General features: G+C 69.6%; 22 protein-coding genes and 2 pseudogenes. 17 read left to right on the forward strand and 7 right to left on the reverse strand.

The window, feature by feature from the left end; genetic code table 11:
- Positions 1 to 467 precede the first annotated feature (467 nt).
- Positions 468 to 3131, forward strand: a complete 2664-nt coding sequence (locus tag FCI23_RS45730; RefSeq protein ID WP_136729949.1) for a DEAD/DEAH box helicase — start codon at positions 468 to 470, stop codon at positions 3129 to 3131.
- A gap of 74 nt (positions 3132 to 3205) precedes the next feature.
- Here the strand turns inward: FCI23_RS45730 and FCI23_RS45735 are convergent, their stop codons facing one another.
- On the reverse strand, positions 3206 to 4045 hold the full coding sequence (locus FCI23_RS45735) for a nucleotidyltransferase domain-containing protein (RefSeq protein WP_136729950.1): 840 nt from the start codon (positions 4043 to 4045) through the stop codon (positions 3206 to 3208).
- A complete protein-coding gene (locus tag FCI23_RS45740; protein WP_136729951.1) occupies positions 4042 to 4485 on the reverse strand; it encodes a hypothetical protein in 444 nt (147 codons plus the stop codon). Before FCI23_RS45740 ends, FCI23_RS45735 begins: the two co-directional genes overlap by 4 nt.
- A gap of 293 nt (positions 4486 to 4778) precedes the next feature.
- Here FCI23_RS45740 and FCI23_RS45745 point away from each other — a divergent pair, with 293 nt between their 5' ends.
- The 10 genes from FCI23_RS45745 to FCI23_RS45790 all read left to right on the forward strand — a co-directional run bounded on the left by FCI23_RS45745 (position 4779) and on the right by FCI23_RS45790 (position 17910).
- The gene (locus FCI23_RS45745; protein ID WP_136729952.1) at positions 4779 to 6020 is read left to right on the forward strand and encodes a DNA-binding protein; all 1242 of its coding nucleotides are present in this window, start codon (positions 4779 to 4781) and stop codon (positions 6018 to 6020) included.
- A 245-nt stretch (positions 6021 to 6265) separates the two neighbouring features.
- Complete coding sequence (locus tag FCI23_RS45750; protein WP_407646130.1) at positions 6266 to 7090, forward strand: TnsA-like heteromeric transposase endonuclease subunit; 825 nt, start codon at positions 6266 to 6268, stop codon at positions 7088 to 7090.
- Positions 7087 to 9285 (forward strand): Mu transposase C-terminal domain-containing protein, encoded by a 2199-nt coding sequence (locus FCI23_RS45755; RefSeq protein ID WP_136729953.1) that lies wholly within the window; start codon positions 7087 to 7089, stop codon positions 9283 to 9285. The genes FCI23_RS45750 and FCI23_RS45755 overlap by 4 nt, the downstream gene beginning before the upstream one ends.
- A complete protein-coding gene (locus FCI23_RS45760) occupies positions 9282 to 10319 on the forward strand; it encodes a TniB family NTP-binding protein (protein WP_211265759.1) in 1038 nt (345 codons plus the stop codon). The genes FCI23_RS45755 and FCI23_RS45760 overlap by 4 nt, the downstream gene beginning before the upstream one ends.
- A complete protein-coding gene (locus FCI23_RS45765) occupies positions 10316 to 11284 on the forward strand; it encodes a TniQ family protein (RefSeq protein WP_136729955.1) in 969 nt (322 codons plus the stop codon). The genes FCI23_RS45760 and FCI23_RS45765 overlap by 4 nt, the downstream gene beginning before the upstream one ends.
- 1312 nt (positions 11285 to 12596) lie before the next feature.
- The gene (locus FCI23_RS45770; RefSeq protein WP_136729956.1) at positions 12597 to 12935 is read left to right on the forward strand and encodes a MerR family transcriptional regulator; all 339 of its coding nucleotides are present in this window, start codon (positions 12597 to 12599) and stop codon (positions 12933 to 12935) included.
- Positions 12936 to 13414: 479 nt separating this feature from the next.
- Positions 13415 to 14656 carry an IS110 family RNA-guided transposase gene (locus FCI23_RS45775; RefSeq protein ID WP_136729969.1) on the forward strand — a complete coding sequence of 414 codons (1242 nt, stop codon included), beginning with the start codon at positions 13415 to 13417 and terminating at the stop codon, positions 14654 to 14656.
- Between the two features lie 201 nt (positions 14657 to 14857).
- Positions 14858 to 15790: a GNAT family N-acetyltransferase gene (locus tag FCI23_RS45780; protein WP_136729957.1), complete on the forward strand. Its 933-nt coding sequence runs from the start codon at positions 14858 to 14860 to the stop codon at positions 15788 to 15790.
- 308 nt (positions 15791 to 16098) lie between these two features.
- Complete coding sequence (locus tag FCI23_RS45785; RefSeq protein WP_136729958.1) at positions 16099 to 17301, forward strand: IS110 family RNA-guided transposase; 1203 nt, start codon at positions 16099 to 16101, stop codon at positions 17299 to 17301.
- A gap of 174 nt (positions 17302 to 17475) precedes the next feature.
- Positions 17476 to 17910: a VOC family protein gene (locus tag FCI23_RS45790; RefSeq protein ID WP_136729959.1), complete on the forward strand. Its 435-nt coding sequence runs from the start codon at positions 17476 to 17478 to the stop codon at positions 17908 to 17910.
- A 281-nt stretch (positions 17911 to 18191) separates the two neighbouring features.
- On the opposite strand, the pseudogene tpg reads toward FCI23_RS45790, so the two are convergent.
- A pseudogene (gene tpg / locus FCI23_RS45795) lies at positions 18192 to 18557 on the reverse strand (telomere-protecting terminal protein Tpg); the annotation flags it as partial.
- Between tpg and FCI23_RS45800 the strand changes: the two are divergent.
- Positions 18542 to 19834, forward strand: a complete 1293-nt coding sequence (locus FCI23_RS45800; RefSeq protein WP_169317270.1) for a hypothetical protein — start codon at positions 18542 to 18544, stop codon at positions 19832 to 19834. The pseudogene tpg and the gene FCI23_RS45800 sit on opposite strands and share 16 nt — an antisense overlap.
- A gap of 107 nt (positions 19835 to 19941) precedes the next feature.
- Here FCI23_RS45800 and FCI23_RS45805 read toward each other — a convergent pair whose 3' ends face one another.
- Entirely contained in the window at positions 19942 to 20181 is a 240-nt protein-coding gene (locus tag FCI23_RS45805; RefSeq protein WP_136729961.1) for a hypothetical protein, read from the reverse strand.
- A gap of 51 nt (positions 20182 to 20232) precedes the next feature.
- Here FCI23_RS45805 and FCI23_RS45810 point away from each other — a divergent pair, with 51 nt between their 5' ends.
- The 5 genes and pseudogenes from FCI23_RS45810 to FCI23_RS45830 all read left to right on the forward strand — a co-directional run bounded on the left by FCI23_RS45810 (position 20233) and on the right by FCI23_RS45830 (position 23533).
- Positions 20233 to 20493 carry a hypothetical protein gene (locus tag FCI23_RS45810; protein WP_136729962.1) on the forward strand — a complete coding sequence of 87 codons (261 nt, stop codon included), beginning with the start codon at positions 20233 to 20235 and terminating at the stop codon, positions 20491 to 20493.
- 440 nt (positions 20494 to 20933) lie between these two features.
- Entirely contained in the window at positions 20934 to 21731 is a 798-nt protein-coding gene (locus FCI23_RS45815) for an inositol monophosphatase family protein (protein WP_136729963.1), read from the forward strand.
- A 110-nt stretch (positions 21732 to 21841) separates the two neighbouring features.
- The gene (locus FCI23_RS45820; protein ID WP_136729964.1) at positions 21842 to 22573 is read left to right on the forward strand and encodes an HAD family hydrolase; all 732 of its coding nucleotides are present in this window, start codon (positions 21842 to 21844) and stop codon (positions 22571 to 22573) included.
- An 85-nt stretch (positions 22574 to 22658) separates the two neighbouring features.
- Positions 22659 to 22805: pseudogene (locus FCI23_RS63365) on the forward strand (IS630 family transposase); the annotation flags it as partial.
- 230 nt (positions 22806 to 23035) lie between these two features.
- A complete protein-coding gene (locus FCI23_RS45830; protein ID WP_169317271.1) occupies positions 23036 to 23533 on the forward strand; it encodes a hypothetical protein in 498 nt (165 codons plus the stop codon).
- A 9-nt stretch (positions 23534 to 23542) separates the two neighbouring features.
- Here the strand turns inward: FCI23_RS45830 and FCI23_RS45835 are convergent, their stop codons facing one another.
- The 3 genes from FCI23_RS45835 to FCI23_RS45850 form a co-directional block, all read right to left on the reverse strand.
- On the reverse strand, positions 23543 to 23845 hold the full coding sequence (locus FCI23_RS45835) for a phosphate signaling complex PhoU family protein (protein ID WP_211265760.1): 303 nt from the start codon (positions 23843 to 23845) through the stop codon (positions 23543 to 23545).
- Positions 23846 to 23986: 141 nt separating this feature from the next.
- Positions 23987 to 24190: a hypothetical protein gene (locus FCI23_RS45840; protein WP_136729966.1), complete on the reverse strand. Its 204-nt coding sequence runs from the start codon at positions 24188 to 24190 to the stop codon at positions 23987 to 23989.
- A gap of 227 nt (positions 24191 to 24417) precedes the next feature.
- The coding region (locus FCI23_RS45850) for a winged helix DNA-binding protein (protein ID WP_136729967.1) at positions 24418 to 24639 on the reverse strand (222 nt) is incomplete at its 5' end.

The following is a 24639-nucleotide window of genomic DNA, read 5'->3' on the forward strand; positions in this document are numbered from 1 at the left end:
CCCGCGGAGCGGGTACCACATCGCTGCGCGATGTGCAAAGTGAATACCCCCGCTTCGCGGGGGTATTGCGGTTCGCTTCGCTCACCGTGCCCGGCTTCGCCGGGGCGAGCTGTTTCCGCTTCGCTTCAACAGCTAGTGAGACGGCCCGCGTTGCGGGCCGTCAGCCCGTGCTTCGCACGAGCTGACTGATTGTGTGTCAGGGGTTCTTGAAGTGTGGGGGTTGCTGAGTGCTGCGCACTCAGCGGGGTGGGTCCGCTGCGCTCCCCCACACCCGGGTCCTTCCGGCTTCGCCTTCAGGACCAGGACCCGCTGCGCGGGTCCGGCTGGCAACAAGAGGGGGTGACGGGGGCTCGCCTGAGGGAGGCTCGGTAGTGTGTGTATCAGCTAGATGCAGCATGTAGACTTGGCGGAACGGTGGCACATCCCCTCCCTTTCACGGCCCCGGGATTTAGAACGGAGCTTTTCCAGTGTCTGCGATTCGGCTTCGTGAACACCAGGTCGACGCGAATTCGCGTATCCGTCAGTGGGTCGGATTCCCTTCGAAGAACCCTGTGCCGGAACACGGGGCCCGGGCCACCATGGTGTCCGCGACCGGATCCGGGAAGACCTACACGGCCGCCGCGGCCGCGCTGGACTGCTTCCGGGACGGCCGGATCCTGGTCATGGTGCCCACCCTCGACCTGCTGGTGCAGACCGCCCAGGCCTGGCGCACCATCGGACACCGCTCCCCCATGGTCGCGGTGTGCTCACTGGACAACGACGCCGTCCTGGAGCAGCTCGGGGTCCGCACGACCACGAACCCGATCCAGCTGGCGCTGTGGGCCGGCAGCGGGCCCGTCATCGTGTTCGCCACGTACGCATCCCTGGTCGACCGGGACGACCCCGAGGACATGACGGGGCAGGGACGCGTCCGCGGACCGCTGGAAGCCGCCCTGGCCGGCGGAGAGCGCCTGTACGGGCAGCGAATGGACCCCTTCGACCTCGCTGTCATTGACGAAGCCCACACAACCGCTGGCGATCTTGGCCGGCCCTGGGCCGCCATCCACGACCAGCAGCGCGTCCCCGCCGACTACCGGCTCTACCTCACCGCCACCCCCCGCATCCTCGCCGCACCCCGCCCACAGCGCGGCAAGAACGGCCAAGAGCTGGAAATCGCCTCCATGACCAGCGACCCGGACGGCACCTACGGAGAATGGATCTACGAACTCGGGCTCTCAGAGGCGATCGAACGCGGCATCCTCGCGGGCTTCGAGATCGACGTCCTGGAGATCCAGGACCCCGACCTGTTCCTAGGACTGTCGGACGAGGCACTGCGCGGCCGACGCCTCGCGCTCCTGCAAACCGCGCTCCTGGAACACGCCGCCGCCCACAACCTCCACACCGTCATGACCTTCCACCACCGCGTCGAAGAAGCCGCCGCGTTCGCAGCCAAGCTCCCGGAGACAGCCGCCGACCTGTACGCAGACGAGGTGACCGACCAGGCCCTGGAGGACGCGGCCGAACTGCCGGCATCCTCGATCGACGCCGAGTTCTACGAACTCCAACCCCACCGCCACGTCCCCGCCAACCGCATCTGGGCACAATGGCTCTGCGGCGACCACCTCGTCAGCGAGCGCCGCGAAGTACTCCACGAGTTCGCAGGCGGCATGAATGCGGAAGGCCAGCGGGTTCACCGGGCGTTCCTGGCAAGTGTTCGAATCCTCGGGGAAGGCGTAGACATCGTCGGCACACGGGGAGTCGAAGCCGTCTGCTTCGCCGACACCCGCGGCTCGCAGGTGGAAATCGTGCAGAACATCGGACGCGCCCTGCGCCCGAACCCGGACGGCACGACGAAGGTCGCCCGCATCATCGTGCCCGTCTTCCTGGAGCCCGGCGAGGACCCGGACGACATGATCGCCTCCGCCTCGTTCCGCCCTCTTGTAGCCGTATTGCAGGGCCTGCGCAGTCACGATGAGCGACTCGTCGAGCAGCTCGCCTCCCGTGCTCTCAGCCGCAGCAAGCGCGCGCGCAAGGTACACGTCCAGCGTGACGAGGACGGCCGGATCGTCGGCGCCGGCGAGGGTGACGGCGAGGACCAGAAGCAGGACGACACGAAGGCCGGGGTGGAGTCTGCGCTGCTGCACTTCTCCAGCCCGCGTGACGCCGCGACGATCGCGGCGTTCCTGCGCACCCGGGTCTACCGGCCCGAGTCCCTGGTGTGGCTAGAAGGCTTCCAGGCGCTGCGCCGGTGGCGGGCCGAAAACGAGATCACCGGCCTGTACGCCATCCCCTACGACACCCAGACCGAATTCGAAGTCGGGGTGATGAAGGCATTTCCGCTGGGCAGGTGGGTCCACCAACAGCGGCGCGCCTACCGCGCCGGCGAAATCGACCCCTGGCGCAAGGAGCAGCTCGACGCGGCTGGCATGGTGTGGGAACCGGGCGATGAAGCGTGGGAGACCAAGCTCGCGGCCCTTCGCAGCTACCACCGCGCCCACGGGCACCTCGCTCCCCGGCAGGACACCCTCTGGGGCGAAAGCGACGACGACGCCCAGCCCATCGGGCAGCACACGGCCAACCTGCGCAGGAAGGGAGGCCTGGGCAAGGACCCCGAGCGGGCCGAGGACCGGGCGCAGCAGCTCACCGCCATCGACCCCGACTGGAACTGCCCCTGGCCACTGGACTGGCAACGCCACTACCGCGTCCTCGCCGACCTCGTCGACGCCGACGGCACCCTCCCCCACATCCACCCCGGCGTCCTCTTCGAGGGCGATGATCTGGGGAAGTGGCTTCAGCGACAGGCCCGCGACTGGGCGCAGCTGTCCACCGAGCAGCAGGAGCGGCTGACCGTCCTGGGCGTGAAGCCCGCCCAGCGGCCCTCCCCCGCCCCGGCCAAGAAGAGCGCGGCTGGCGCGGGGAAGGCGTCGACGGCGTTCCAGCGGGGCGTAGCAGCCCTGGCGCAGTACATCGCGCGGGAGGGCGCCGACGTGCCGGTGCCGCGCGGGCACCTCGAACCGATCGTGGTCGAGGGCCAGAAGCAGCCCGTAGAGCATCGGCTCGGCGTATGGATCTCCAACACCAAGAGCCGCCGGGACAAGCTCACCGAAGCACAACGCGCCGCACTCACCGAACTCGGAATTGAATGGGCATGACACCAGGCGCAACCGGACGCAGGCAGACAGGGGTGGTGAAGCAAGCTGCCAGAGCCGTTTCAGCGTCAGGGTAGCTACTGGCGTGAGAGCGGCTGAATGAAGAGTGCGTCCATGGGCTTCGAGGAATGAGGGCGCATGACTTCCAGCCAGCTCAATCCGTCGTCGAGAAGGCGCCCCATGTACCCGAAACCGCTCCAGCCCAGGTCGACGAAACAACGCTCGGCCTGGCCACGGCCGAACAGCCGCTGACCGTGAAGCACAACGTCGTTCAAGTCGACACCTTGTTGCTCCAGAACGTGCAGGGCGCAGCTAGCGGCTCGGCGCAGCGGGCTTGTCTCCACCCAGCGACGTCGCACATGCTGGGCAGCCTCGGGGTCGGTGGGCTCACCATCGAGCAGCCTCAAAGGGACAATGCTGATCTTTCCTGCTGCATGGCGATTGAACAGCTCGATCCTCGCCGGCCTTGGTACCAATCGTTCAATGCCTTCGAACTCGGCAAGCATGTGGTCTCTGGGTGCCGTGCCTGCTGAAGGGTCCTTCTTCAACGAGGCAAGGCGCTCGCGGGCCAGGGAGAAGGGCTCGCCCCTGCGCCACAGCAGGAACAGTTCGAAGCCTTCGGCGAGCAGAGAATCGCGCTCGCGGAACTGGAAAGAAATGCCGCGTGTACGGCCACGCAGAGCCTGGCGCATACCCACATACGCGTCACGGCCGTTGATCGACGCATGCAGCGACTCACCAAGCCACCGCTTGTCCGTACCGTGTTGCACCACCACGTCGATATCGTTCGGCTCCAGCGCGCCGCGCGCGTACGAACCGAAGACGTACACCTCCTCCACCAGGCCCAGCGGCCAGCCGTGCTGCTCGAGACGCGTGATCATGTCGTCCAGCAGACGTGTCGCCCGCTCGCGCTTCACCCCGGCAGACTCTCGGCGTAGGCAGCGCGAAACTCCTGCGCCGTCACCAACACAGAGCCCGGTACTGACCGTCGCTTCCCGTCCTGAATCGTCTGCGACACCACCTCGGCCGAAGCCCGCATCCACGCCATCCGATACTCCTCAACAGCGGCGGCGAACTCCTCCGGGATCTCCCGCTGATCCACCACGCCGGCGAGAGCGGCTTGGGGGTAAGAGCCGCCGAACGTCTGCAGCCTCGACCAGCCCAGAGACCGTGCGGCCTTACGCATGGCAGACCGGATCAGATCAACCCCGCCCAACTCCTCGGCCTCATCGACAGCCAGCCTCAACTCGTACGACCCGCCGAACCCGCCCCCACCCGGCGGACACGACCGGCGCAGCAACGGCACAAGGACAGCAACGAGACGCTCATGACGCGGATCACCCGCAAACGACGGCATAAACCGAGCGTAACCAGACCCCCGAGTCCACCGCCTCGGGTTCATCTATCTCCGCCATCACAAGCGCCATCCCGTAGAGCTGCACAACGACAATCCCGGTGCCCAGCACGGGTGCCGGGGACGGCGGGCACCACGGCAACCCGGCCCCGGGGCGCCCGGGACCGGCGACCACCTGGCCACAGCCACGGCTGCAGGCGTCCCCTTGACCAAATGTCACAAGGCGGGAGGTCGTGCCCACCAGCTGGTGGCAGGCTTCGGGTCAAGGGTTGCCGTATGGAGGGCGCGAGAGCGTGATGGGTGCGGGTGTGCTGCGGGTCGCTCCCCTGCCTGGGGAGACGACGTGGTCGCTGCTGTGCAGGATCGCCACCCGGTATGCGATGGCACCCGGCGATCTGCTGCCCGGCTGGCAGTGGGCGAACGCCCGCCCCCAAGGGCCCGGCGGGGCGACGCGGCCGGACGCGGAGGTGCTGCTCAACCGGGCCGGGCAGCGGGCGCTGGTGCGGCTGTCGCGCACTGGCGAGGACAGCTTCGCGGGGGCGCTGCCGTCCTGGCCGGACGGGCCCGGCGCGTTCGCCGAAACAGCCGACGACGACCGGCTGCTGGCCCGGTGGCAGGTGGCGTCCACGGCGCTGGGGCCGGTCGCCTTCGGATGCCGGCTGTGCACGGCCCGGCGTACCGGTCAGGCGTCACCGGTGATGCGGTACCTGCCGCGGTGGGCGCGGGTGTGCGGGCGGCACCAGCGGTGGCTGCTGGACGCCGCAGACGGCCACGAGTTGGAACACCTCGACCTCGCGGACTGCCCGCAGGTGTGGGCGGCGCAGCGGCGGTGGGCGGGCGTGGCCCGGCGGGCGGCGCAGGCGGGAGCCGATCCTGAGCGGGTGTTCGCGATGGCGCGTGCGGTGGTGTGCCAGTGGTGGGAACAGGCCCTGTCCTGGGATCAGGAGACGGTGTGGCCGACGCGGCTGCACCACGTGGCGGGCGGGGACGCCGGACCGAGGTTTTGGTGGTGGCGGGCCGTCGCCCGCGACGCGGTCACCTTCCCGGAGGTGGTCGCAGTGGCCCGCGCGCTGACTGATCCGGCGGTTCAGGAGCAGGTGTGGGACGACCACGGCGGCAGAGGCCCGGTACGGGCCTTCCGGCCCGACGGGGCATTCGGCTGTGAACTGGCCGCGCGGCTCGGGCGGCCCTGGATGACCGAGCTGCCAGCCGACTACTCCGGCGCTCTGGGGGCGTGGATGGGCGCGGTGGTCCGCGGCCGGTTCCGCGCCGAGCATGGGATCACCCCAACAGGCTGGCCGGACGACCCGTGGTTCCTGAAGAAGGAGCACCGGCCGGCACCGGTCGCCGTGCAGCTGCGGAACCTGGACGAGCACGCCGAGCGTGCGGCCCGGCAGGCGTCGGCCGCCCAGGTGCGGGCGGGCCGTGCCGGTGATGCGGCCTTCACGCGGGTGGCCTACGTCGACCGGCGCGGCCGCCGGGCGGTGGCGTACTACCGGCGCCCTGCCCCGGCCGACGCGGCCCGCGGACAAGGCTGAGCGCGGGACCGGCATCTGATCCACGGATAGCCAGAAGGCTCCGCGGCCATCGTTGCGGACAGGCGGCAGGGCAGAGGTCTGCACTGGATGCACGCACCGGTGACAGACCATCATGGACGGCCTCAGCAGGTAAGAAGCAGGGCAGGCGCCGGGCGTTGCCGAGCCCAGGGAGGGAACAGCCGATCAGTAGGGCTACTCGCCGGTTTCGCCGATACGCGTGGCCGGTGACCGCTTGACTGGAGCACGTGATCGACAGCAACGCCGGACAGCCGCCGAACGGCACCGGATTACAGCCGCCAGGCCCGCTGCAGGATCCGGGAACGGTGAGCGGGATGGAGGCGGTCTTCGCCTCTCCCACCGGCCAACTGGTCCAGCAGCGCTGGCTGGACGCCGCCCAGGCCGCGCGGTTCGAGGAGCTTCCGCCGGTGTCGGCGTTCCCGGTGGTGCCGGGCCGGCGGTGGGGGCCGGGCTGGTGGTGGTCAGCCACCACCGGGCGGCACGTGACTCACGGATCAGCCGCAATGCGCACCCAGCTCATGGTCCTGGACCGGAACCCGGACATCGTCGCTCTGGCGGGGCGTCCGGTACGGCTGGTCTGGCGCGACCCGGGCGACGGGCAGGTGCACTCCTGGGTACCGCAACTGTTCGCCCGCTACACCGACGGAACCGGGCTGCTGGCCGACTGCCCCAGCACGGCCGGGGCAGCCGGGACCCGCGCGCAGCGGGCCGCCGAAGCGGTCGCGGCTGCGTGCGCGGCGGTCGGCTGGTCGTACCAGCGGCTGGAGATGCCGGAGGCGGTGACGACGGCGAACCTTCGGTGGCTGGCCGGATACCGGCATCCGCGCCACGCAGGCGGGCCAGAGCTCGCGACGGCGGTACTGGGCGCGTTCGCGCAGCCGCGGCCGCTGGCCGAGGGCGCCGCGGCGGTGGGCGATCCGCTGGCGGTGATGCCGGTGGTCTACCACGCACTGTGGGCGGGATGGCTGCAGACGGATCTCGCCCGGCCGCTGCACCAGCGCACTGTCATCGGGCCGGGCCGCACCAGGGATCAGGAGCAGAGCGAGCAGTGAGCAAGGCAAGCGGAAAGCCCGGCGGGCGGAAAGTGGAGCCCGGGGCACATGTGGTCTTTGAGGGCCGCACCTGGCAGGTCGCCGCCCTGGTCGGCGCCACGGTACGGCTGGTCGACCAGGAGGGGACCACAGCGTCAGTGCTGCCGGCATACCTGTTCGCCGACCCCGGCTTCGAGGTCGCCGGCGTCCAGGCGCCGGCCTCGGCGCCGCAATGGGGCCTGTTCGAGACCGTGCCGGTCAAAGAGCGGGAGCGCGCTCTGGCGTGGCAGCGGCACATCCGCGAGGTCGAGACCGGCCTGCCCGCAGGCCCCGGAAGCGGTGGCGTGCCGCGGCCGCAGTACGACCCCGAGCAGCGGACGCTGGCCGAGCGCGAGCAGGCCAAGGCCGAGGAGATGACCGCGCTGGGGTGGGCGAAGGTCAGCAGGCCCACGGTGCACCGCATGCGCTCGCGTTACCGCGCGCAGGGGCTGTGGGGGCTGGTCGACGGGCGTACCCAGCGGTCTTCCAGTCCCACCGGGCGCACTGATGAGCGGGTGGTGGCCGCCGTACTGGAGGCACTGCGCCGGCAGCGGGGCCGCTCGAGGGGCACCTTGCGGGGGCTGCGGGAGCTGACTGGCCAGATCCTGCACGACACCTACGGGGCGAAGGTCAAGCTGCCGCCCGTCTCGACGTTCAACCGGCTGGTGAACGCGCTGGCCGACCCGCTGGAGCGCCCGGGCAGCCCGGCGCGCACCGCCACCACGGCGGCCCGGCCGTTTACGCCGACGGTGGCACTGCGGCCGGGCGAGATGGTGCAGGTCGACACCACCCGGCTGGATGTGATGGCGGTCCTGGACGACGGCAGCCTGGGGCGGCCGGAGATGACGATCGCCCTCGATGTGGCCTCGCGCTCGATCCTGGCCGCCGTGCTGCGCCCGGAAGGCACCAAGTCGGTGGACGCGGCGCTGCTGCTGGCCGAGATGGCGGTACCGCACCCGGCGCGGGACGGCTGGCCGAAGGCGCTTTCGATGGCGCACGCGGCGGTGCCCTACGAGCGGCTGCTGTCCCTGGACGAACGGCTGGCCGGCGCGGCGGCGCGGCCGGTGGTGGTGCCCGAGACCATCGTCGTCGACCGCGGGCACGTTTTCGTCTCCGAGGCCTTCGTCGCCGCGTGCGAGACGCTGGGGGTGAGCGTGCAGCCCGCCCCGCCCCGGCAGCCGACCGCGAAAGGCGCGGTGGAGCGGACCTTCGGTGCCATCAACACCCTGTTGTGCCAGCACATCGCCGGTTACACCGGCTCCAACGTCACCCGCCGCGGCCCGGGCGTGGCCGGTGAGGCGTGCTGGACGGTAGCGCAGTTGCAGGACCTGCTCGATGAATGGATCACCGCCTGGCAGAACCGGCCCCACGAAGGCCTGCGACATCCGGTGCTGCCCAAGACCGCGCTCACCCCCAACGAGATGTGGGGCGCCCTGCTCGCCGTGAGCGGCTACGTGCCACTTCCCTTGAGCGGGCGGGACTACCTGGAACTGCTGCCCGTGCGCTGGCAGGCGATCACCGACCGCGGCATCCGCATCAACTACCGCACCTACGACGCGCCGGTGCTCAACGAGCACCGCGGCCGGCCCTCCGCCACCGCCTCCCGGGGCGGCAAATGGGAGGTCCACCACAACCCGCACGACGCACGGCAGGTCTGGCTCCGCCTGCCCGACGGCGAACTCACCGAACTGCCATGGATCCACCGCGACCACGTCCACCGGCCCTTCAACGAACGCACCTGGCGGCACATCCAAGCCACCGTCGAACAGCGAGCGGACCGCGAGCAGCACGAGGCCGACCTCGCCGACGCCCTCGACCAGCTCCTGCGCCGCGCCCGCCCCGCACCCGCAGCGAACACAGGGGCAGCGGCCGCAGGAAACACGGCATCGAGGGTCCGCGCGCCAGCAGCCCCACCGGCGACCGTGCCCAGCACCAAGGCCGCCGGCGCAGAAGGCAGGGCGCCGATGACCGAGGGCGGGCTCCAGGCCCCGGGAGCGCACGAAGCGGTGTCGGCGCAGGCCGAGTGGGGAGCAGGCGACAGCCTCGACGACCTCGAGCACGCCGTCGGCCCGACAGACGGCATCGAAGACCGTGACAGCGCGCCTTACAGCGAACTCACCCCGGATCAGGGGACGTTCGTGCTGTATGACGCTTACCAGGAGGCCGAACAGTGGTGAACACCTCCCGCGCCACGGATGCCCAGGAGCAGGAAACGGTGGAGCCGGGCGCGGTCACCACCTGGGACGGCTTCGCCCGCTTCGCCGCCACTCCCCCAAGCGCGCCTCCCCAAGCTGGAGAGCCACCGCGCACGGTCGAGGAGCGTCTGGCCTACCACTCGGCGTTCGTGACGGTGCGCACCCCGGCCCTCGACGCGCTCTCCCGCAGCGTGCGCACCGTGATGATCCTCGGACGGCACCAGCCGGTCACCGCCCGCCCCTCCCTCATCGTCACCGGCCCGGCCACCACCGGCAAAACGACCGCGCTGCTGCAGGTCGGGCGGGCCTGCCACCTCGCCCACACCCGCCGCGCCCACCCAGGCGACGAGAGTGTGCCGGTCGCCTACGTGCTGGTGCCGCCCGCCGCCACCGCCAAGACGCTGGCCGCCGAGTTCGCCCGCTACCTCGGCATCCCCGTCACCGCCCGCATGACCCAGGCCCAGATCACCACCGCCGTCTGCCACACCTACACCGCTGCCGGCGTGCGTCTGGTGCTCATCGACGAGATCCACCGGCTCAACCCGCGCACCACCAGCGGCGCCGAGGCCGCCGACTGGATCAAGGACGTCACCGAGCGCGTGCCGGCGACATTCGTGTACGCCGGGATCGATGTGGCCAGTACCGCCCTGTTCAGCGGCGTGCGCGGGGCGCAGCTCGCCGGGCGTGCCTGCCTGATCGACTGCGGCGCGCTGCCTGCCCGCCTCGGCACGCGCGAGCCCTTCCGCGATCTGATCACCGCGATGGAACAAGCCCTCGACCTGCACGCCCACCGCAACGGCAGCCTCCCCCGGCTCGCCCCGTATCTGCACGAACGCACCGCCGGACGCATCGGCAGCCTCGCCCGCCTCATCCGCCAGGCCGCCATCGAAGCCCTCCTGGACGGCACCGAAAAAATCACCAAGGCATCCCTGGACTCAGTCCGCCTCGACCACCTCGCCGAAGAGCACTACCGCCCCCGCACCCCCACCACCCGCCGCCGAGGCAGCCCCGCGTGAACAGCAGCACCACCGCGCCGAAGGAGGCGGCACCAAGCCATGCCCCCGCGCCGGCAGCGGCCTGGGCGGCAGCAGCCCACCCGGCGCCGGGCGTCTTCCGCGTGCGGCCGCTACCCGGCGAGGCCACCGCCTCCTACCTGACCCGCCTCGCCCACACCTGGCGCCTTCCCCTCCCCGACCTGCTCGACGGCCTCGGCATCCACCTGGCCACCGGCCCCGGCAGCGCGGACGGCACCACCCCCTCAGCCGAGCTCCACCTCAACACCGCAGGCCAGCAGCGCCTTTCCGCCCACGCCCGCATCCCCCACCCGCACCTGCTGCGTGCCCTACCCCGCCTCAGCCCGCCCGACCGCACCGGCACCGCCGAGGCACTGACAGGCCCGCCCGCCGCACACTGGCAGCCCACCCCACCGGCACTCCAGCCCTTCCGCGCCTGCACCACATGCGTCCAACACCGCAGCCACGGCACCGCCACCACAGCATGGGCATACCCACCCGCCCACACCCCCCTGATCTGCACCCGGCACCAGCAGGCCGGCGCCGACCCCCGCCACACCACCCCGCTCGACATCCGCACCCTGCCCGAACTCACCCACGCCCACCAGCGGCTTACCCGCCCCACGACCACCCCGACCGCCCTCACCTGGGCGGCCACCATCACCACCCGCTGGTACGACCACCACCAACACCTGAACCAACGCTGGCAGACCCGCCTGGCCCGGCTCACCGCCGCCAACCCCCACACCCGCCACCACGGCACAGCATCCCCCACGCTCACCTGCCGGACCCTGGTCACCTACCCCGAAACCCTCACCCTCGCGGCAGCCCTGACCCACATCCCCCCACACGGCCTGACCCGAACCGATCAGACCCGCTTCCTCCAACACCTCGCCAACAAAATGGGGTTGCCCCGCCTCGCACCCGCCACCCACGACCCCCTCTGGGCCCGCCTCCACAGACACTGAACCCGCCACAACCCGCCCAGCAACACACGGAGGATGCCTTACGGCGCACCAAAACAACTGCACCGAAAAGAACACTCCACCCAGGACAACTGCACAGCCTCAAAAAACCCAGGACAACGACCACACCCAGCCGCCATAACAACCAACCACATACCCCAAAAACCACCTCAACCACCCACCACACGCACCCACCACCCAACCAAACTGCAAAACCCCAGACCCCAAACAAGATCAATAAGCAACCTCAGCACTACGCCACACTCCGACAGGCGTTCGGCCGCCGGGCCGGTGATGGGCTGATGCACATGCGCAGCCAGCGAGAAGAATCCGTCAGGGGCTCGGGCGAACCGTCGACCGCCGGTTCGAGGGTGGGGCCGAAAGACCTTGGAACCGTGGTCCCAACTCACGTGCTCACAGACACGCCGGCTCATCGTGTCCATCAGGTCACCCTGGTCTGTGCCCGGTCCTGTCTGCCGGGTGCTTGTGCCCCTGCGGCCCGTTAACCCGGCAGTGACGGCCTTGCTCCTGCCCCGTCGCTGTTCGAAGTCGATTACCTCACTGTCGAACGCACGGAAATCTATGTTGGCCGGAGTAGACATTGGGTGGTGGCGTGGTTATGGTTTCTCTCGTAGCCCAGAGAGACAGCAGAGCCTGGCAGAGACGAACTGCCGGGCAGCAGTACACGCAGTTGCAGTTCGCAGGACGGTGCGGTGGTGGAGTTCCGAAGCCAGGGTTGTTGCAGGACAGCGACGGGACTGACGACCGGACCGGGTGGCCCGCAGTAAGTCAGGGGCCGCCGTGAGCAGTACCGCAGTGGCAGTACCCGTAAGTGCAGTTCGCAGTACCCAGCAGTGAAGTCAGTGAGCAGCACCTCGGTGAAGGCGTCGGCTGCGGACGCGCGCACCGGGAAGTTCGGCAGTGGGGTTCCAAGCCAGAGCAGACGCAGGACGGGCGACGGGGCTGGCTGCCGAACAGTGGCGCTATCGCAGGCCACTGGGTAGTTCGCATCACCAGCAGTACGCAGTCCCCCGCTTGGTCAGCAGTTGGTCCCAGAGGGAAGAACGGAGGAGCCAGGCGCCATCAGGATCGCCCGGGCGGAAGTCTTGAGCCCGGGTACCGCAGGACATCGATAGTGAGGTGGTCTCCGGTCAAGCAACCGCGATCCCCGCACCCCCGACAGCATCTCGGTCGGGTCTGCGGAAACACAAGGTCGGCGCAGTATCAGGGCCGGCAGATGGTGTAGCAGTTTCCTTCGGGGCCCTGGTGCCATACGCCACCAGGGCCCCTCCAAGCGTTCCATGAGAGAGGCGAGATGACAGCAGACGACTCGTACGACCGTCTCGACGACGACGACTACCCCGCCTACACGATGGGCCGGGCCGCCGAGATGCTCGGCACCACCCAGGGCTTCCTGCGCGCCCTCGGCGAAGCCCGCCTGATCACCCCGCTGCGCTCCGCAGGCGGACACCGCCGCTACTCCCGCTACCAACTGCGCATCGCCGCCCGCGCCCGGGAACTCGTCGACCACGGGACCCCCATCGAGGCCGCCTGCCGCATCGTCATCCTCGAAGACCAGCTCGAAGAAGCCCAGCGCATCAACACCGAATACCGCCGCGCCACCGAATCCACGAACCCAACGGCCGCGGCCTGAGACGGCTAAGACCTGCAACTCCCCCCCCCGTTACCTAATGGGCCATGAAGCCGGTGGATCGCTACCCGTTACCCGGCCCACGAGGTCTGGAAAAAGACTGCGGCCTCCGGCTTCTCATCTCATGCGTTGTGGTGGTAGCGGTCGGTGCCGGGGAAGTCGCCAGCAGACCCCCGGGACTTGAGCCCCTGGACAAGAGCCGGCCCCCGGCCCCGTCCGCTACCACCACAACGAGCACGCCGTATCCAGTCCGATGATCAGATCGTTGAAGTCCGTGGTCCGAGCCGTTCGCGGGGGTCACCTCTCAAAGAGCCAGGAGCCGCACGAGCTCCCTCACAGACCGAGGGCCCTGCGGACCGCTGGGGTCACGAACGGCTAATCGGATGCAGGGCCATCGAGCCCTTCCATTAGGGAGACGCGTGCCCCCGCACGGCTGCGACCAGCAGCAACCCGCCCCCGAACGAGAGGACCTGAACCACACGATGAAAGTGTTCTGCGGCATCGACTGGGCCAGCGACCACCACGACATCGCCCTGGTCGACCACGAAGGAACCCTGTTAGGCCGGGCCCGGATCGACGACGACGCCACGGGCCTGCAACAGCTCCTCGACCTCCTCACCGCCCACGGCGACACCGCGGACACGCCGATCCCGGTGGCCATCGAGACCTCCCGCGGGCTGCTGGTCGCCTGCCTGCGGGCAACTGGACGGCCCGTCTACGCGATCAATCCGATGGCCGCTGCCCGGTACCGGGAGCGCCACGCGGTCGCCCGCAAGAAGTCCGACCACCTCGACGCCATGGTCCTGGCGAACATCCTCCGCACGGACATGGCCGTCCACCGGCAACTGCCAGCCGACAGCGAACTCGTCCAGGCCATCGCGGTGCTCGCCCGGGCCCAGCAGGACGCGGTCTGGGACCGCACCCAGGCCGGCAACAAGCTCCGCTCCCACCTGCGGGAGTACTTCCCCGGCTTCCTCGGCGCCTTCCAGGACACCCGCGAAGGGCTGTGCCTACCCGCCGCCCGCGTCATCCTGGCCGCCGCCCCCACCCCGGCCCAGGCCGCCAGACTCACCCGCCCCCAGTTGCGGTCACTGCTGAGGAAAGCCGGCCGCAAGCGCGGCATCGAAGAGGCAGCAGACCGCCTCCGCGAGGCCTTCCGGCTGCCGCAGATGAGGCACCTGCCCCAGGTCGAGCAGGCCATGGGCCGCAAGACTCTCGCGCTGTTACGGCAACTTGCGGCTGTCTGCGAGAGCGTTGAGGACCTCACCACCGCGACGGTGGAATCTTTTGACATGCACCCGGACGCCGAGATCATCACCAGCTTCCCAGGGCTCGGATCCCTCACCGGTGCCCGGGTGCTCGCCGAGATCGGCGACGACCGATCCCGTTTCTCCGACGCCAAGGGCCTCAAGGCCTTCGCCGGGGCCGCGCCGGTCACCCGCGCGTCCGGCAGAAGCCTCGCGGTGATGGCCCGACGCGTCAAGAATCAGCGACTGGCCGCCGCAGGCTACCTCTGGGCCTTCTCCGCCCTGTCCGCCTCGCCCGGCGCCCGGGCTCACTACGATCGTCGCCGCGAGGCTGGAGACCGGCACGCCGCCGCCCAGCGCAACCTCTTCAACCGCCTGCTCGGCTGCCTCCACCACTGCCTCACCAAGCGCGTGCGCTATAACGAAGCAACCGCCTTCCCACCGCCCGAGACCGCCGGCCTACCTGTCGCCGCTTGACAGATCAACCGCATCGGATCGGGCAGGTCGGCCAGTTGCCGGTACGGGCCGGGGCGCGAGGGGCCAGTGGACCGCATCGACTTGTTCCGAGACGTATTCGGGCGCTGCCCGCAAGTCCTATGGGTGCTATGCGAGTTATGGGGGCGTATCAACACCGAAAACACAAGCCCTGCTCCATGACAACGTGGTTAGTGTGATCAGGTGACGGAATTCAGCGCTCTTGGTGACAGCACGGAATGGCAGAAGGACTTCGAGCGGCGGCTTCGCGCCTCGTACGCTGCCGCAGGGCTCGGTGCGGCTGCGGCGGAGCGCAGGCTCAAGGGCGTACGCGATGGCATCGGCGACTGGACCGTCGCCGAAATCACGGACGCCGGGACCCGGGTGGGATACGTCGCCGTGGCTGTGGCCGACGACAACGGCACGCTCGCAGGCCGTATCGGCGATCTCCGGGTCGACGCGCCCTGCGCCGACCGGGGGCATGAGCAGGCCGCCCGCGCCTGGGCTGAGGTCTGGTGCGCGGAGCGCGGCGCACGCCGGCTGGACGTACGGCTCATCGAACCTGCGGAAGAGCTGTTCGACGGCTACTCCGTCCAGGGCCAGACCAGGATGCGCCTCATCACTTTCCCGCCGGAACCCCTCGACGGCGTCACGGCACGGCCGATGACCGAGGCCGAATATCCCCAGTGGCTCGCCTCCGAGAAGGTCGCCTACGTCGGCGACATCGTCCGGGCGGGCGCCCTGAGCCCCGAGGAGGCCGTACGCAAGTCCGACCGCGACTTCGCGGAGCTGATCCCCGAGGGCCTGGCGACGCCCGACAACACGTTCCTGGTGCTCGAGGCAGCGGGCGAGCAGATCGGCACCGGCTGGTTGAAGCACGGCTTCCTCCCCGGCGTCACTTTCGGCTACGCGCTGCACGTCCACGAGCAGCACCGCGGCAAGGGGTACGGGCGGGCCGCGATGGCGGCCGGTGAGCAGGCCACGCTCGCGGCCGGCGACTCGGCGCTGATGTTCACCGTGTGGGGCGGCAACGAGGTGGCCATGAACCTGTACACAAGCGCCGGCTACCGGGTCATGGAGGAGAACCGTTCCATCGGCCTTCCCCGCACAGCCGACTCCGGCTCGGCGGCAGCCTGAGGCACGGCGGAACCGCCGACCCCCTGGGGAACTCCGGCACGGCTTGACAGATCAACCGCATCGGATGTCTTTTTCGTGGCCCCGAAATGGGGCTCCCGGCCTCCGGGCCCGGCATGACTGAGTCCCCCTGTCGTAGGCATGATCCGGGGGGTGGTGTCACCGGGCACCGGAGGCACCGGTAGACCGCTGATTAGGGGCACGACCGCCGACCCGGCGACGGGTACGGCAGGCCTTCGTAACGTGGATGCCGGCATCTGGTGCCGCAGGTAAGGCCGGGGACGCAACAAGCGCATCAGCGGAGGCTGTACGTGATCGAGATCGGTGAGGTGGCCGTCTTCCTCGGCCTGGACGTCGGCAAGGGCGAACACCACGGGCGGGGCCTGACCCCGGCCGGCAAGACCGTCTTCGACAAGCGGCTGCCCAACAGCGAGCCCAAGCTGCGGGCCCTGTTCGACAAGCTGAGCGCGAAGTACGGCACCGTGCTGGTGGTCGTCGACCAGCCCGCCAACATCGGCGCCCTGCCGCTGGCCGTCGCCCGCGACGCGGGCTGCCTGGTCGCCTACCTGCCCGGCCTGACCATGCGCCGGATCGCCGACCTCTACCCCGGCGAGGCCAAGACCGACGCCCGCGACGCGTTCATCATCGCCGACGCCGCCCGCACCATGCCCCACACCCTGCGCGCCCTGGCCGCCACCGACGAAACCATCGCCGAGCTGGACATGCTCGCCGGATACGACGACGACCTCGCCGGCGAAGTCACCCGCACCTCCAACCGGCTGCGCGGCCTGCTCACCCAGATCCACCCCTCGCTGGAACGGGTCCTGGGCCCGCGCATCCAGCACCCGGCCGTACTCACCATCCTGGAGCGACACGGCTCCCCGGCCCTGATCCGCAAAGCCGGACGCCGCCGCCTGATCGCCCTGATCCGGCCCGAGGCACCGAGGATGGCCGAGCGCCTGGTCGAGGACATCTTCACCGCCCTCGACGAGCAGACCGTCGTCGTCGCGGGCACCGGCGCGGCCACCACCATCGTGCCCGGCCTCGCCGGCCAACTACGCGCACATCTGTCTCAACGCGCCGCCCTGGAACGGCAGATCGCCGACCTCCTGGAGGCCCACCCTCTTTCCAAACTCCTGACGTCGATGCCAGGGATAGGCGTCAGGACCGGCACGCGCATCCTCATCGACGTCGGCGACGCCAGCACCTTCGCCACCTCCGGACACCTCGCGGCCTACGCCGGGCTGGCCCCCGCCTCCCGCATCTCCGGCTCCTCCATCCGCGGCGAACAACCCTCCCGACGCGGCAACAAGCAGCTCAAACGCGCCTTCTTCCTCGCCGCGTTCGCCTCCCTCGCAGACCCGGCCTCCCGCACCTACTACGACCGCAAACGCGCCCAGGGCAAAACCCACACCCAAGCACTCCTCTGCCTCGCCCGACGCCGCATCGACGTCCTGTTCGCCATGCTCCGCGACGGCACCTTCTACGAATCACGACCGGCATCCGCAGCCTGACCCGTGTCGCAGGCCGCGCAGCTACGGGACGAGCCCGTCACCACGTGGTGACCACGAACCCAGTGCTGGTGATCTTGCGTGCCTGATGACGTCTTTCACTTCAAGAGACGTGCTCCGTCGGTGAGTTACGCAGGGACCTCTCCGAGGGCTCGGAGGCCGGATAGGGTGAGCCAAATGGAACAGCGCATCAGTCTGATCACGCTGGGTGTTGCCGATCTTGGACGTGCCCGGTCGTTCTATGAGTCCCTGGGCTGGGAGGGGCAAACGGTTCAGGAAACCGTCTTCTTCCAGGCGGGTGGCCTCGGGCTCGTCCTGTGGGCCCGCGACAAGCTCGCGCTCGACTGCGGCGTTGAAGATCGCCAATCGGCTGGGTTCGGCGGGATCGCACTCGCTCACAACGTGCGATCCCCAGCCGAAGTCGACGAGCTCATAGCGACAGCGGAGCAAGCGGGCGCTACCGTCACGCGTCCTGCGGCCACGACGTTCTATGGCGGCTACGCAGGTGTCTTCGTCGACCCTGACGGCCATGCCTGGGAAGTCGCTCACAACCCAGGTTTCCCGCTTGCCGCAGACGGCTCAATCACCGTCCCCGACTTCAACAGTCTTTAGGATCAGCCCGCTCGCTCCAGGACGAGCCAGCCCACTGGACCGGGGTCAAGGTGGGCTGGCCCACCCTCATCGTCATGGCTGACATCGTCGCCGGGCTTGACGAAAGAGATAGGGGCACCCCCCCCCGAGCTTCGCGGCTGCCGCCCATGGATATCCGTCCCCCCGCGGATACGCGTGTGAGGGCCCGAACCGCCGATGTGTGGTCGGGTAGCCGGGTCACGGCAACGTGATCCGGCTACCCGACCACACGATGGTTCGGGCCCTCATCCGTGCTCGGGGACCTACAGGTCGAAGTCGATGTGCTGCACGTCGGTGAAGCGCACCTCCTCCAGGCTGCCGGCGCGGCGGCCGCCGTCTTGGAAGGACACCTCCTTGAGCGCTTCGGCGGCGATCTTCTGGAGATCCTGGTCGGTGGCTCCCTGCTCCTGGGCGTCGAAGAGGCGGGCGGCGTACTGCGGCGGCAGGGCCACGGTGAGGTGGCGGATCCGGTCCTGGTCGGTGGTGCCGATCGGGGCGGTGTAGCCGAGCCGGGCGCGGGTGTCGATGACGATGCCGCCGGTGGTGGCCGCCGTCTTCTTCGCCTTCTCCCGGATCTGCGGCTGCCACCGCCTCTTGACCTCACCCTCTATGCGTGGAGGCAGTGCCGGCGCCGTATGGGCCGGGGCACGTTGAGCACCTGGACGACAGCGAGCGGGCCGACCTGGTGACGTGCGAGCAGGCCGTAGCCGGGCTGCACCGCGCCCTGGCCGTCGCCGGCAAGGCCCTGGCGACCATTCAGAAGGCACGCCTGTACCGCGAGAGTCACCCGACGTTCGAGGCGTACGTGGAAGACCGGTGGGGCATGAAGCGCGCCCACGCCTACCGGCTGATCGACGCGTGGCCAGTCGCCGCGGCTCTGTCTCCAATTGGAGACAACCCCATCAACGAGGCGCAGGTCCGCGAGCTGCTGCCCGCCGTGAAGCGGCACGGCCTCGAAGCGGGCACAGCCGTCTACAAGGCGCTGACCGAGGACAGCGGCCGCGTCACCGCGGCGCGTATCCGCGAGGCGGTCCGTGCACTGCCGAAGCGGCTCGCCAACCCGGAGGACGTCCCGTACCTGGTACGCACGGCTGCACGCGAGGCGGCCGTCACCGCGCAGAGCACGGGCCGGGACGCCGAGGGCCAGGGCGACGGCGAGGTGGTCGACGCCGAGCTGGTCGAGGACGGCTCGCGGGCCGTCGCGGTGCTGGCGTCGGTCCTGGACCGGCAGCGGCGGGTTGTACGACGAGCTCGGCGGCGGCGTGGTCGCCGAGGCGCTGGTGTCCGATCCGGGCCGGGCGGAGCACCTGTTGCGGGAGATCGGGCAGTACGCGAACCGCACGGCGTGGCGGGTCCGACAGACCAACACGGAGGAGTGAGCGCGGCGGGCGGATGCCGTGCTGTCCGATCGGGTGTCCAAGTATTGGCGCTCTCCCCGGTGGCCGAAGGTCACCCCCTGGCGGCGGTCCTCCAACCGCTTCACGGTCGCGGTGTTGATCCCGGACAGGTGGGCTGCCTGAGCCGGGTTCATCCCAGACGCCAGGGCCTCCAGGACTGTCGTGCGGATCTCGGCGAGGTTGGCCGCGTCCGCTGCCCTGATCTGCTGTCCCGCAGGGCGGACCTACGCGACGGCTTCAGCGTCCAGCGGTTCCGCGACGACGTCGGGCAGCGGCGGTACGACGTCCCCGCACTGGCCGCAGCAGTAGCCGCCCCGGGGACCGTCCACCACGTCGGCCTGACACCGGTAGCAGCGCGACACCATCAGCTCCCGGGCCGCCGGGGCAACGCCGGTACCGCCGCAGTTCCCGCATGCCCAGTCGCCGAGTGGGCCCTGTTGCATCGACGCGCCGCAGTTGGGGCAGTTCATCGCATCCTCCGTCGGCTGGTGCTCGGTCCTGGTGTCTAGCGTAGGGACCGCGACGGCCCGCAGGAAGCGGAGCGACCCAAACCGGCCCCGGCCACATCGCGGCAGCAGCCAGCTCTACGCCCGCCAGAGAGCCGCTGTACCGCCTCTCACGCTCCCGTCGGTCCAACCAACCGGCCGAGGAACGGCGACCAGGCCGCCAGAGAGCCGCACATGACGTCGAGCCGCACCGGGGCGAGTGCGAGTCTCACCAGCCGATCCGCTGGGGTGGTGCTCGTGTCGGTCATGCCGTGCTCCTGGTCATCGTCGTGGCGGTGGTGGGTCCGGGCGGGGTAGCCCGCGACGTCCGCCTGGGGGCCGTTGACCGCCTCGGGCGAGGTTTCCCCCACCCGGAGCGGTCTTCGTGCGCCTACGGCCGTCTAGGGCCGTCAGCCTGCGCGGTGGCGACGACGCTGGGGACGGCCGCCGTGGGCACCTTCCACGACGGCGCGGCGAAGGAGTGCCCTTGCTTCCTCGGCGGACAGTCGCTCCTCGGCGGTCAGCGGGTCGTCGTCCACCACGGCAGGAAACAGCGGGCGGTCCTGCGATGCGGTGGCCTGCCTGACGCCCTGCCGAGTGCCCTGGACGACAGACAGCGTGGGCGGCTCGGTGGCGGTCGGCTCTTCGGCCTGCTGCGCGGTGGAGGCAGCGGGCGCCGCTGACCATGCGGGCAGCCGGTCCTCCCGGGTCCGTGCATGCCCGGCACTCCTCGCCGGTGTCCACCTGGACGTGCTCGTCGGGGGTTCGCTCGTATAGCTGCCGCGAGGAGACAAGTAGCTGAGAGTGACGAGTCTCCGGGGTCCGTCGCGGCTAATGCGTACATTTTCACCTGGAAACGCGGACGTCGTCCTGTTGGCGATGTTCACCGCCGCAGTAAATACGCGGTTCACCGCGGCGGCTTGGCAGCGCTCTGACCAGTGAGTTCACGTCTAGCTGTTACCTGGCGGCAGCTATACGAGAACTGGGCCTCCACGGATATCACCCTCTCCTCCTGACCTTCGAATCAAGATCAGGATGATCGGACGACCACCAGGCGGGTCAGACAAGCGGGTCGATGCTGGTCCGACCGGTGGGGATGATTGCCGCCGGTACTCTGCACGACATGATCAACTCATATGCGGGCTTTGACGATGCCGGGGTTGCGATAGCTGCGGCAGGTGCCGGTGCGGACGTGGTGCGCAACATGTACGGCCAGCGGCTCACCCGCATCGACAAGGGCGCCGGGGACTTCGCCACCGCCGCCGATGTCGAGGCTGAGAAGACGATCCTCGGCGTCATCCATTCCGCTCGACCCGATGATGCGGTGCTCGGCGAGGAGGGCGGGCAGCAGGGTTTTGCCGAGGCTGTGCGCCAATGGTTGGTGGATCCCTTGTGCGGCACACTGAACTACGCCGTCGGCAACATGCTGGTGGCCGTCAACGTGGCGCTGCGGAACGGGGCGGCGGCGGTTGCCGACCCGTTCAGCGGCGAGGTCTTCTTCACCGACGGTGAGACCGCCTGGACGCGGTACGAGGGGGCCGATGTGCAGCTGGCGCCTACCTCCGCCACCCAGCTGGTGGACGTCAACCTGGATCCGCCGTTCCCGAGCGCGCCCGGATTCCGGGCCGTGGACCTGCTGGCCCGCCCGGGCTTCGTCGAGCGGTTCCGGCCGCGAGTCGTGTCCACGACGCTGGCGTTGGCCTGGGTAGCCGCCGGCAAGCGCGCCGCGTATGTCACCGATGGCGGCGACCTGTCCGGGAGCGTGCATTTCGCCGCCGGCATCGCTTTGTGCCAGGCCGCCGGCTGTGTAATCACCGGGATCGACGGCGCCCCGATCGGACAGGCAGGCCGCGGCCTTGTCGTGGCCGCCGACGCCGAAAGCCATGGGCTGCTGATGTCGATGATCCGCAGCCGAAGCTAGTGCCGCATCAGACAACGTTCGCCCTGTTGTGACTGGATAACCATCCCGAAAGGAAGATCGCGATACCTGCCTTCTGGCGTCGGGGACAGGCACCACGAGATGATCATCCTATGGCGGATGTGATTTTCTTCGATCTGGACGGCACCCTGGTCGATCATCGAAGCGCGGTCTTGGAAACGATCGGCCAGATCGTCCAGGCCGCGCCGAATGCGACGGCTCCATCGGAGGAGCTGGTGACGTTGTGGTGGACGCTGGAGGCGCGCCACATGCGGGAATACCTGGCCGGTCAGTGCTCCTTCGCTGAGCACCACCGACGCAGGCTCCGTTCCTTCCTGCCGATGCTCGGCGAGCCGGTTCCGACAAGTCCCGGCCGTCTGGACGCCTGGATCGCCGAGCGCTACCTCACCGTGTTCGAGGACTCCTGGCGGTGCTATCCCGATGTCCAGCCATGCCTGGAGACCCTGAAACGGCTTCCCCGAGGACCGCGTCTGGCTGTTCTCACCAACGGGGACCCCGAGCAGCAGCGCGCCAAGCTCGCCCGCTTCGGCCTCCTCGAATACTTCGAAGCCGTCCTGACCCCAACCGAGCTCGGTGCGGCCAAGCCCGTCGCCTACGCCACCGCCTGCCGGCGGATGCGGACGGACCCCGCGCAGACGGTCAACGTGGGCGACATGCTGGAAAGCGATGTAAACGCAGCCGCCCTCGCCGGGCTCACCGGCATATGGCTGGACCGCGGCATCGACTTCGTCACCGGTGGACCATCGCCGACGGCAGACGAGACGGTGCTCCGCATCGAACAGCTCACCGACCTCCCCGACCACCTATCACGCACGAGCGCCTGACCGGCTCTCACGGCCGTCGTAAGTGAGCGACCCGGGTCAACGCCTTCCCCGGGGGCACGCATCAGCTGGTTCCAAGAATCATGGCCTCTACGGCCACAACAAGGAGACCAAGAACCGCTCGAAGTTCCTGGAGTTCTGCCGTTACCTGCGCAGTCTCCACCCGGCTGACGTGCGCATCGCCATCGTCTGCGACAACTTCTCCCCGCACCTGACCACCAAGCGCTGCCGCCGGCCCCGGGCTCGCCCGGGAAATCCGCCAGCACTCGGCGTACGCCCCTCCCACCGCGCTCACCCGCTGGGACCCGTGGACGCCGGTTGCGATACCTGCCGCGCTTTACCCCGCAGACCAGCAGGGGCAGACAGCACAGCAGCGGGGAGGCGGACCAGTCCCTCGGCAGAACCCGCCGCCGCCCGTCAACGGCCAGCCGGTGCGTCTGCCCACCGCGAGGGTGACAGACAGCCATGCTGGGAGTGGCAGAGAGGGAGGCGGTCGGCGTGGCGGAGAGCGACGTGTGGGTGCGGGCCAGGGAGCAGCAGCTGGTGCGGGCCGACGCGATTCAGCGGATCGGGTGGGAGGCCGGCTCTGGGTGTCTGGCGCTGGAGGTGACCGGCGTGCGGGAGCCGGTGGCCGTCGACATCCCCGCGGCTGCCGTCCCGATGCCTGGCGAGGCGCAGCGTCGGGCGGGTGGTGAGGTGCTCGCGGATCTGTTGCTGGTCGCTGTCGCGGTGTGCGTGGGGCTGCCGGGCACCCACCGCTTGGCGCTGGAGGACGACGGGGCAAGCGTGCGGTGGGTGCGGGAGACCTTGACTTCCGACGGGTCCTGCCTCACCGTGCCCGTCGACGGCCTCGGCGGGTTGGCGCTGCCCGATCTGGTCCGGTCCGGGGCCGCCCCGGTGGGATGGGCCACGCCCCGGGCCTTGGCGCAGCCGGACGGGCTGGGGCCGGGTGCTGGCGGCTGATTCTGGAGGTCACTTCCGGGCGTTGGCCCCGGTGGCCAGGAGGATGACGCGGTTGGCGACATTCACGGCGTGGTCGGCGAAGCGCTCGTAGTACCGGTTGAGCAGGGTCAGGTCCACGGCGGCCTCCATGCCGTGGGGCCAGGCGCCGTCGGTCGTGTGCTGGAAGATGCTGCGGTGGACGTCGTCCATGACATCGTCATCGAAACGCAGTTCCGCCGCGGCCTTAGGGTCCTTGGTCTCCAAGATCTGTCGCATCTTGGCCGCGATTCGCAGCGCGACCCGGCCCATCTCCTCGATGGCCGGCCGCAGCACCGGTGGGAGGGGGCCAGCACCGCTTCGGCAACGGCAGGACCTGCGAGACCGGCCACCGCAGCGAGCTGAGCGCGTGCCGCCTCAATGACCACATGACGGGCGCCGCCGTGCTCCCGCCGGGGTGCGCAACGAGCGTCCCGGTCAACTGCCGAGGACGATGTCCTTGTACTTGGCGGGGACGAGCTTGTCGTTGTGGGGGCCGCCGAGTTGGTAGGCCGGGAGGTCGGGAGCGGCCAGGACACTGAAGCCGTGGCCGCCGTTGTCCAGAATGGTCTTGCCTGCCTTGCCCGCGGCCCCGGGCCGGGGTCTCCCGGACCTTCCTCTACGACGCTGCCCAGGCGCCATTGCTCGCCAGACTGCGCGGCCTCGCTGACAAGCAGCCCTCCACGGGGCGACCTGCTTTGCCCGATCAGCAGCGGATCACCACCAGGTCACACGAGACGGTGGTCAGAGCCCTGCGGGACGCCAACCGCAAACTGCACGAGGAGAACGAACGGCTTCGCAACGAACTTGCAGTGGCCCTCGGCCGGCTCCGAGACCTCCGCCGAGGCATTCCGGTTGAATGAGGGCCTTCAGGGCCTGTTTGGAGTTCTGATCAGCACCTGCAGCGCCTTCACCAGGCGCGCCGCGTCCTTCTCGCCGAGCGGGGCGAGGAACTCGCGTTCCGCCGCCTCACGGGCGTCCTCCGCATCGGCCCGCGCCCGTCTGCCCCGCTCCGTCAACTCAACGACGTTGCGGCGGCGGTCCTCCTCACTGCGGCGCCGCTCCACCAATCCCTTGCCCTCCAGCGCGTC

Source organism: Actinacidiphila oryziradicis (genome assembly GCF_005047355.1).
Taxonomy (GTDB): Bacteria; Actinomycetota; Actinomycetes; order Streptomycetales; family Streptomycetaceae; genus Actinacidiphila; species Actinacidiphila oryziradicis.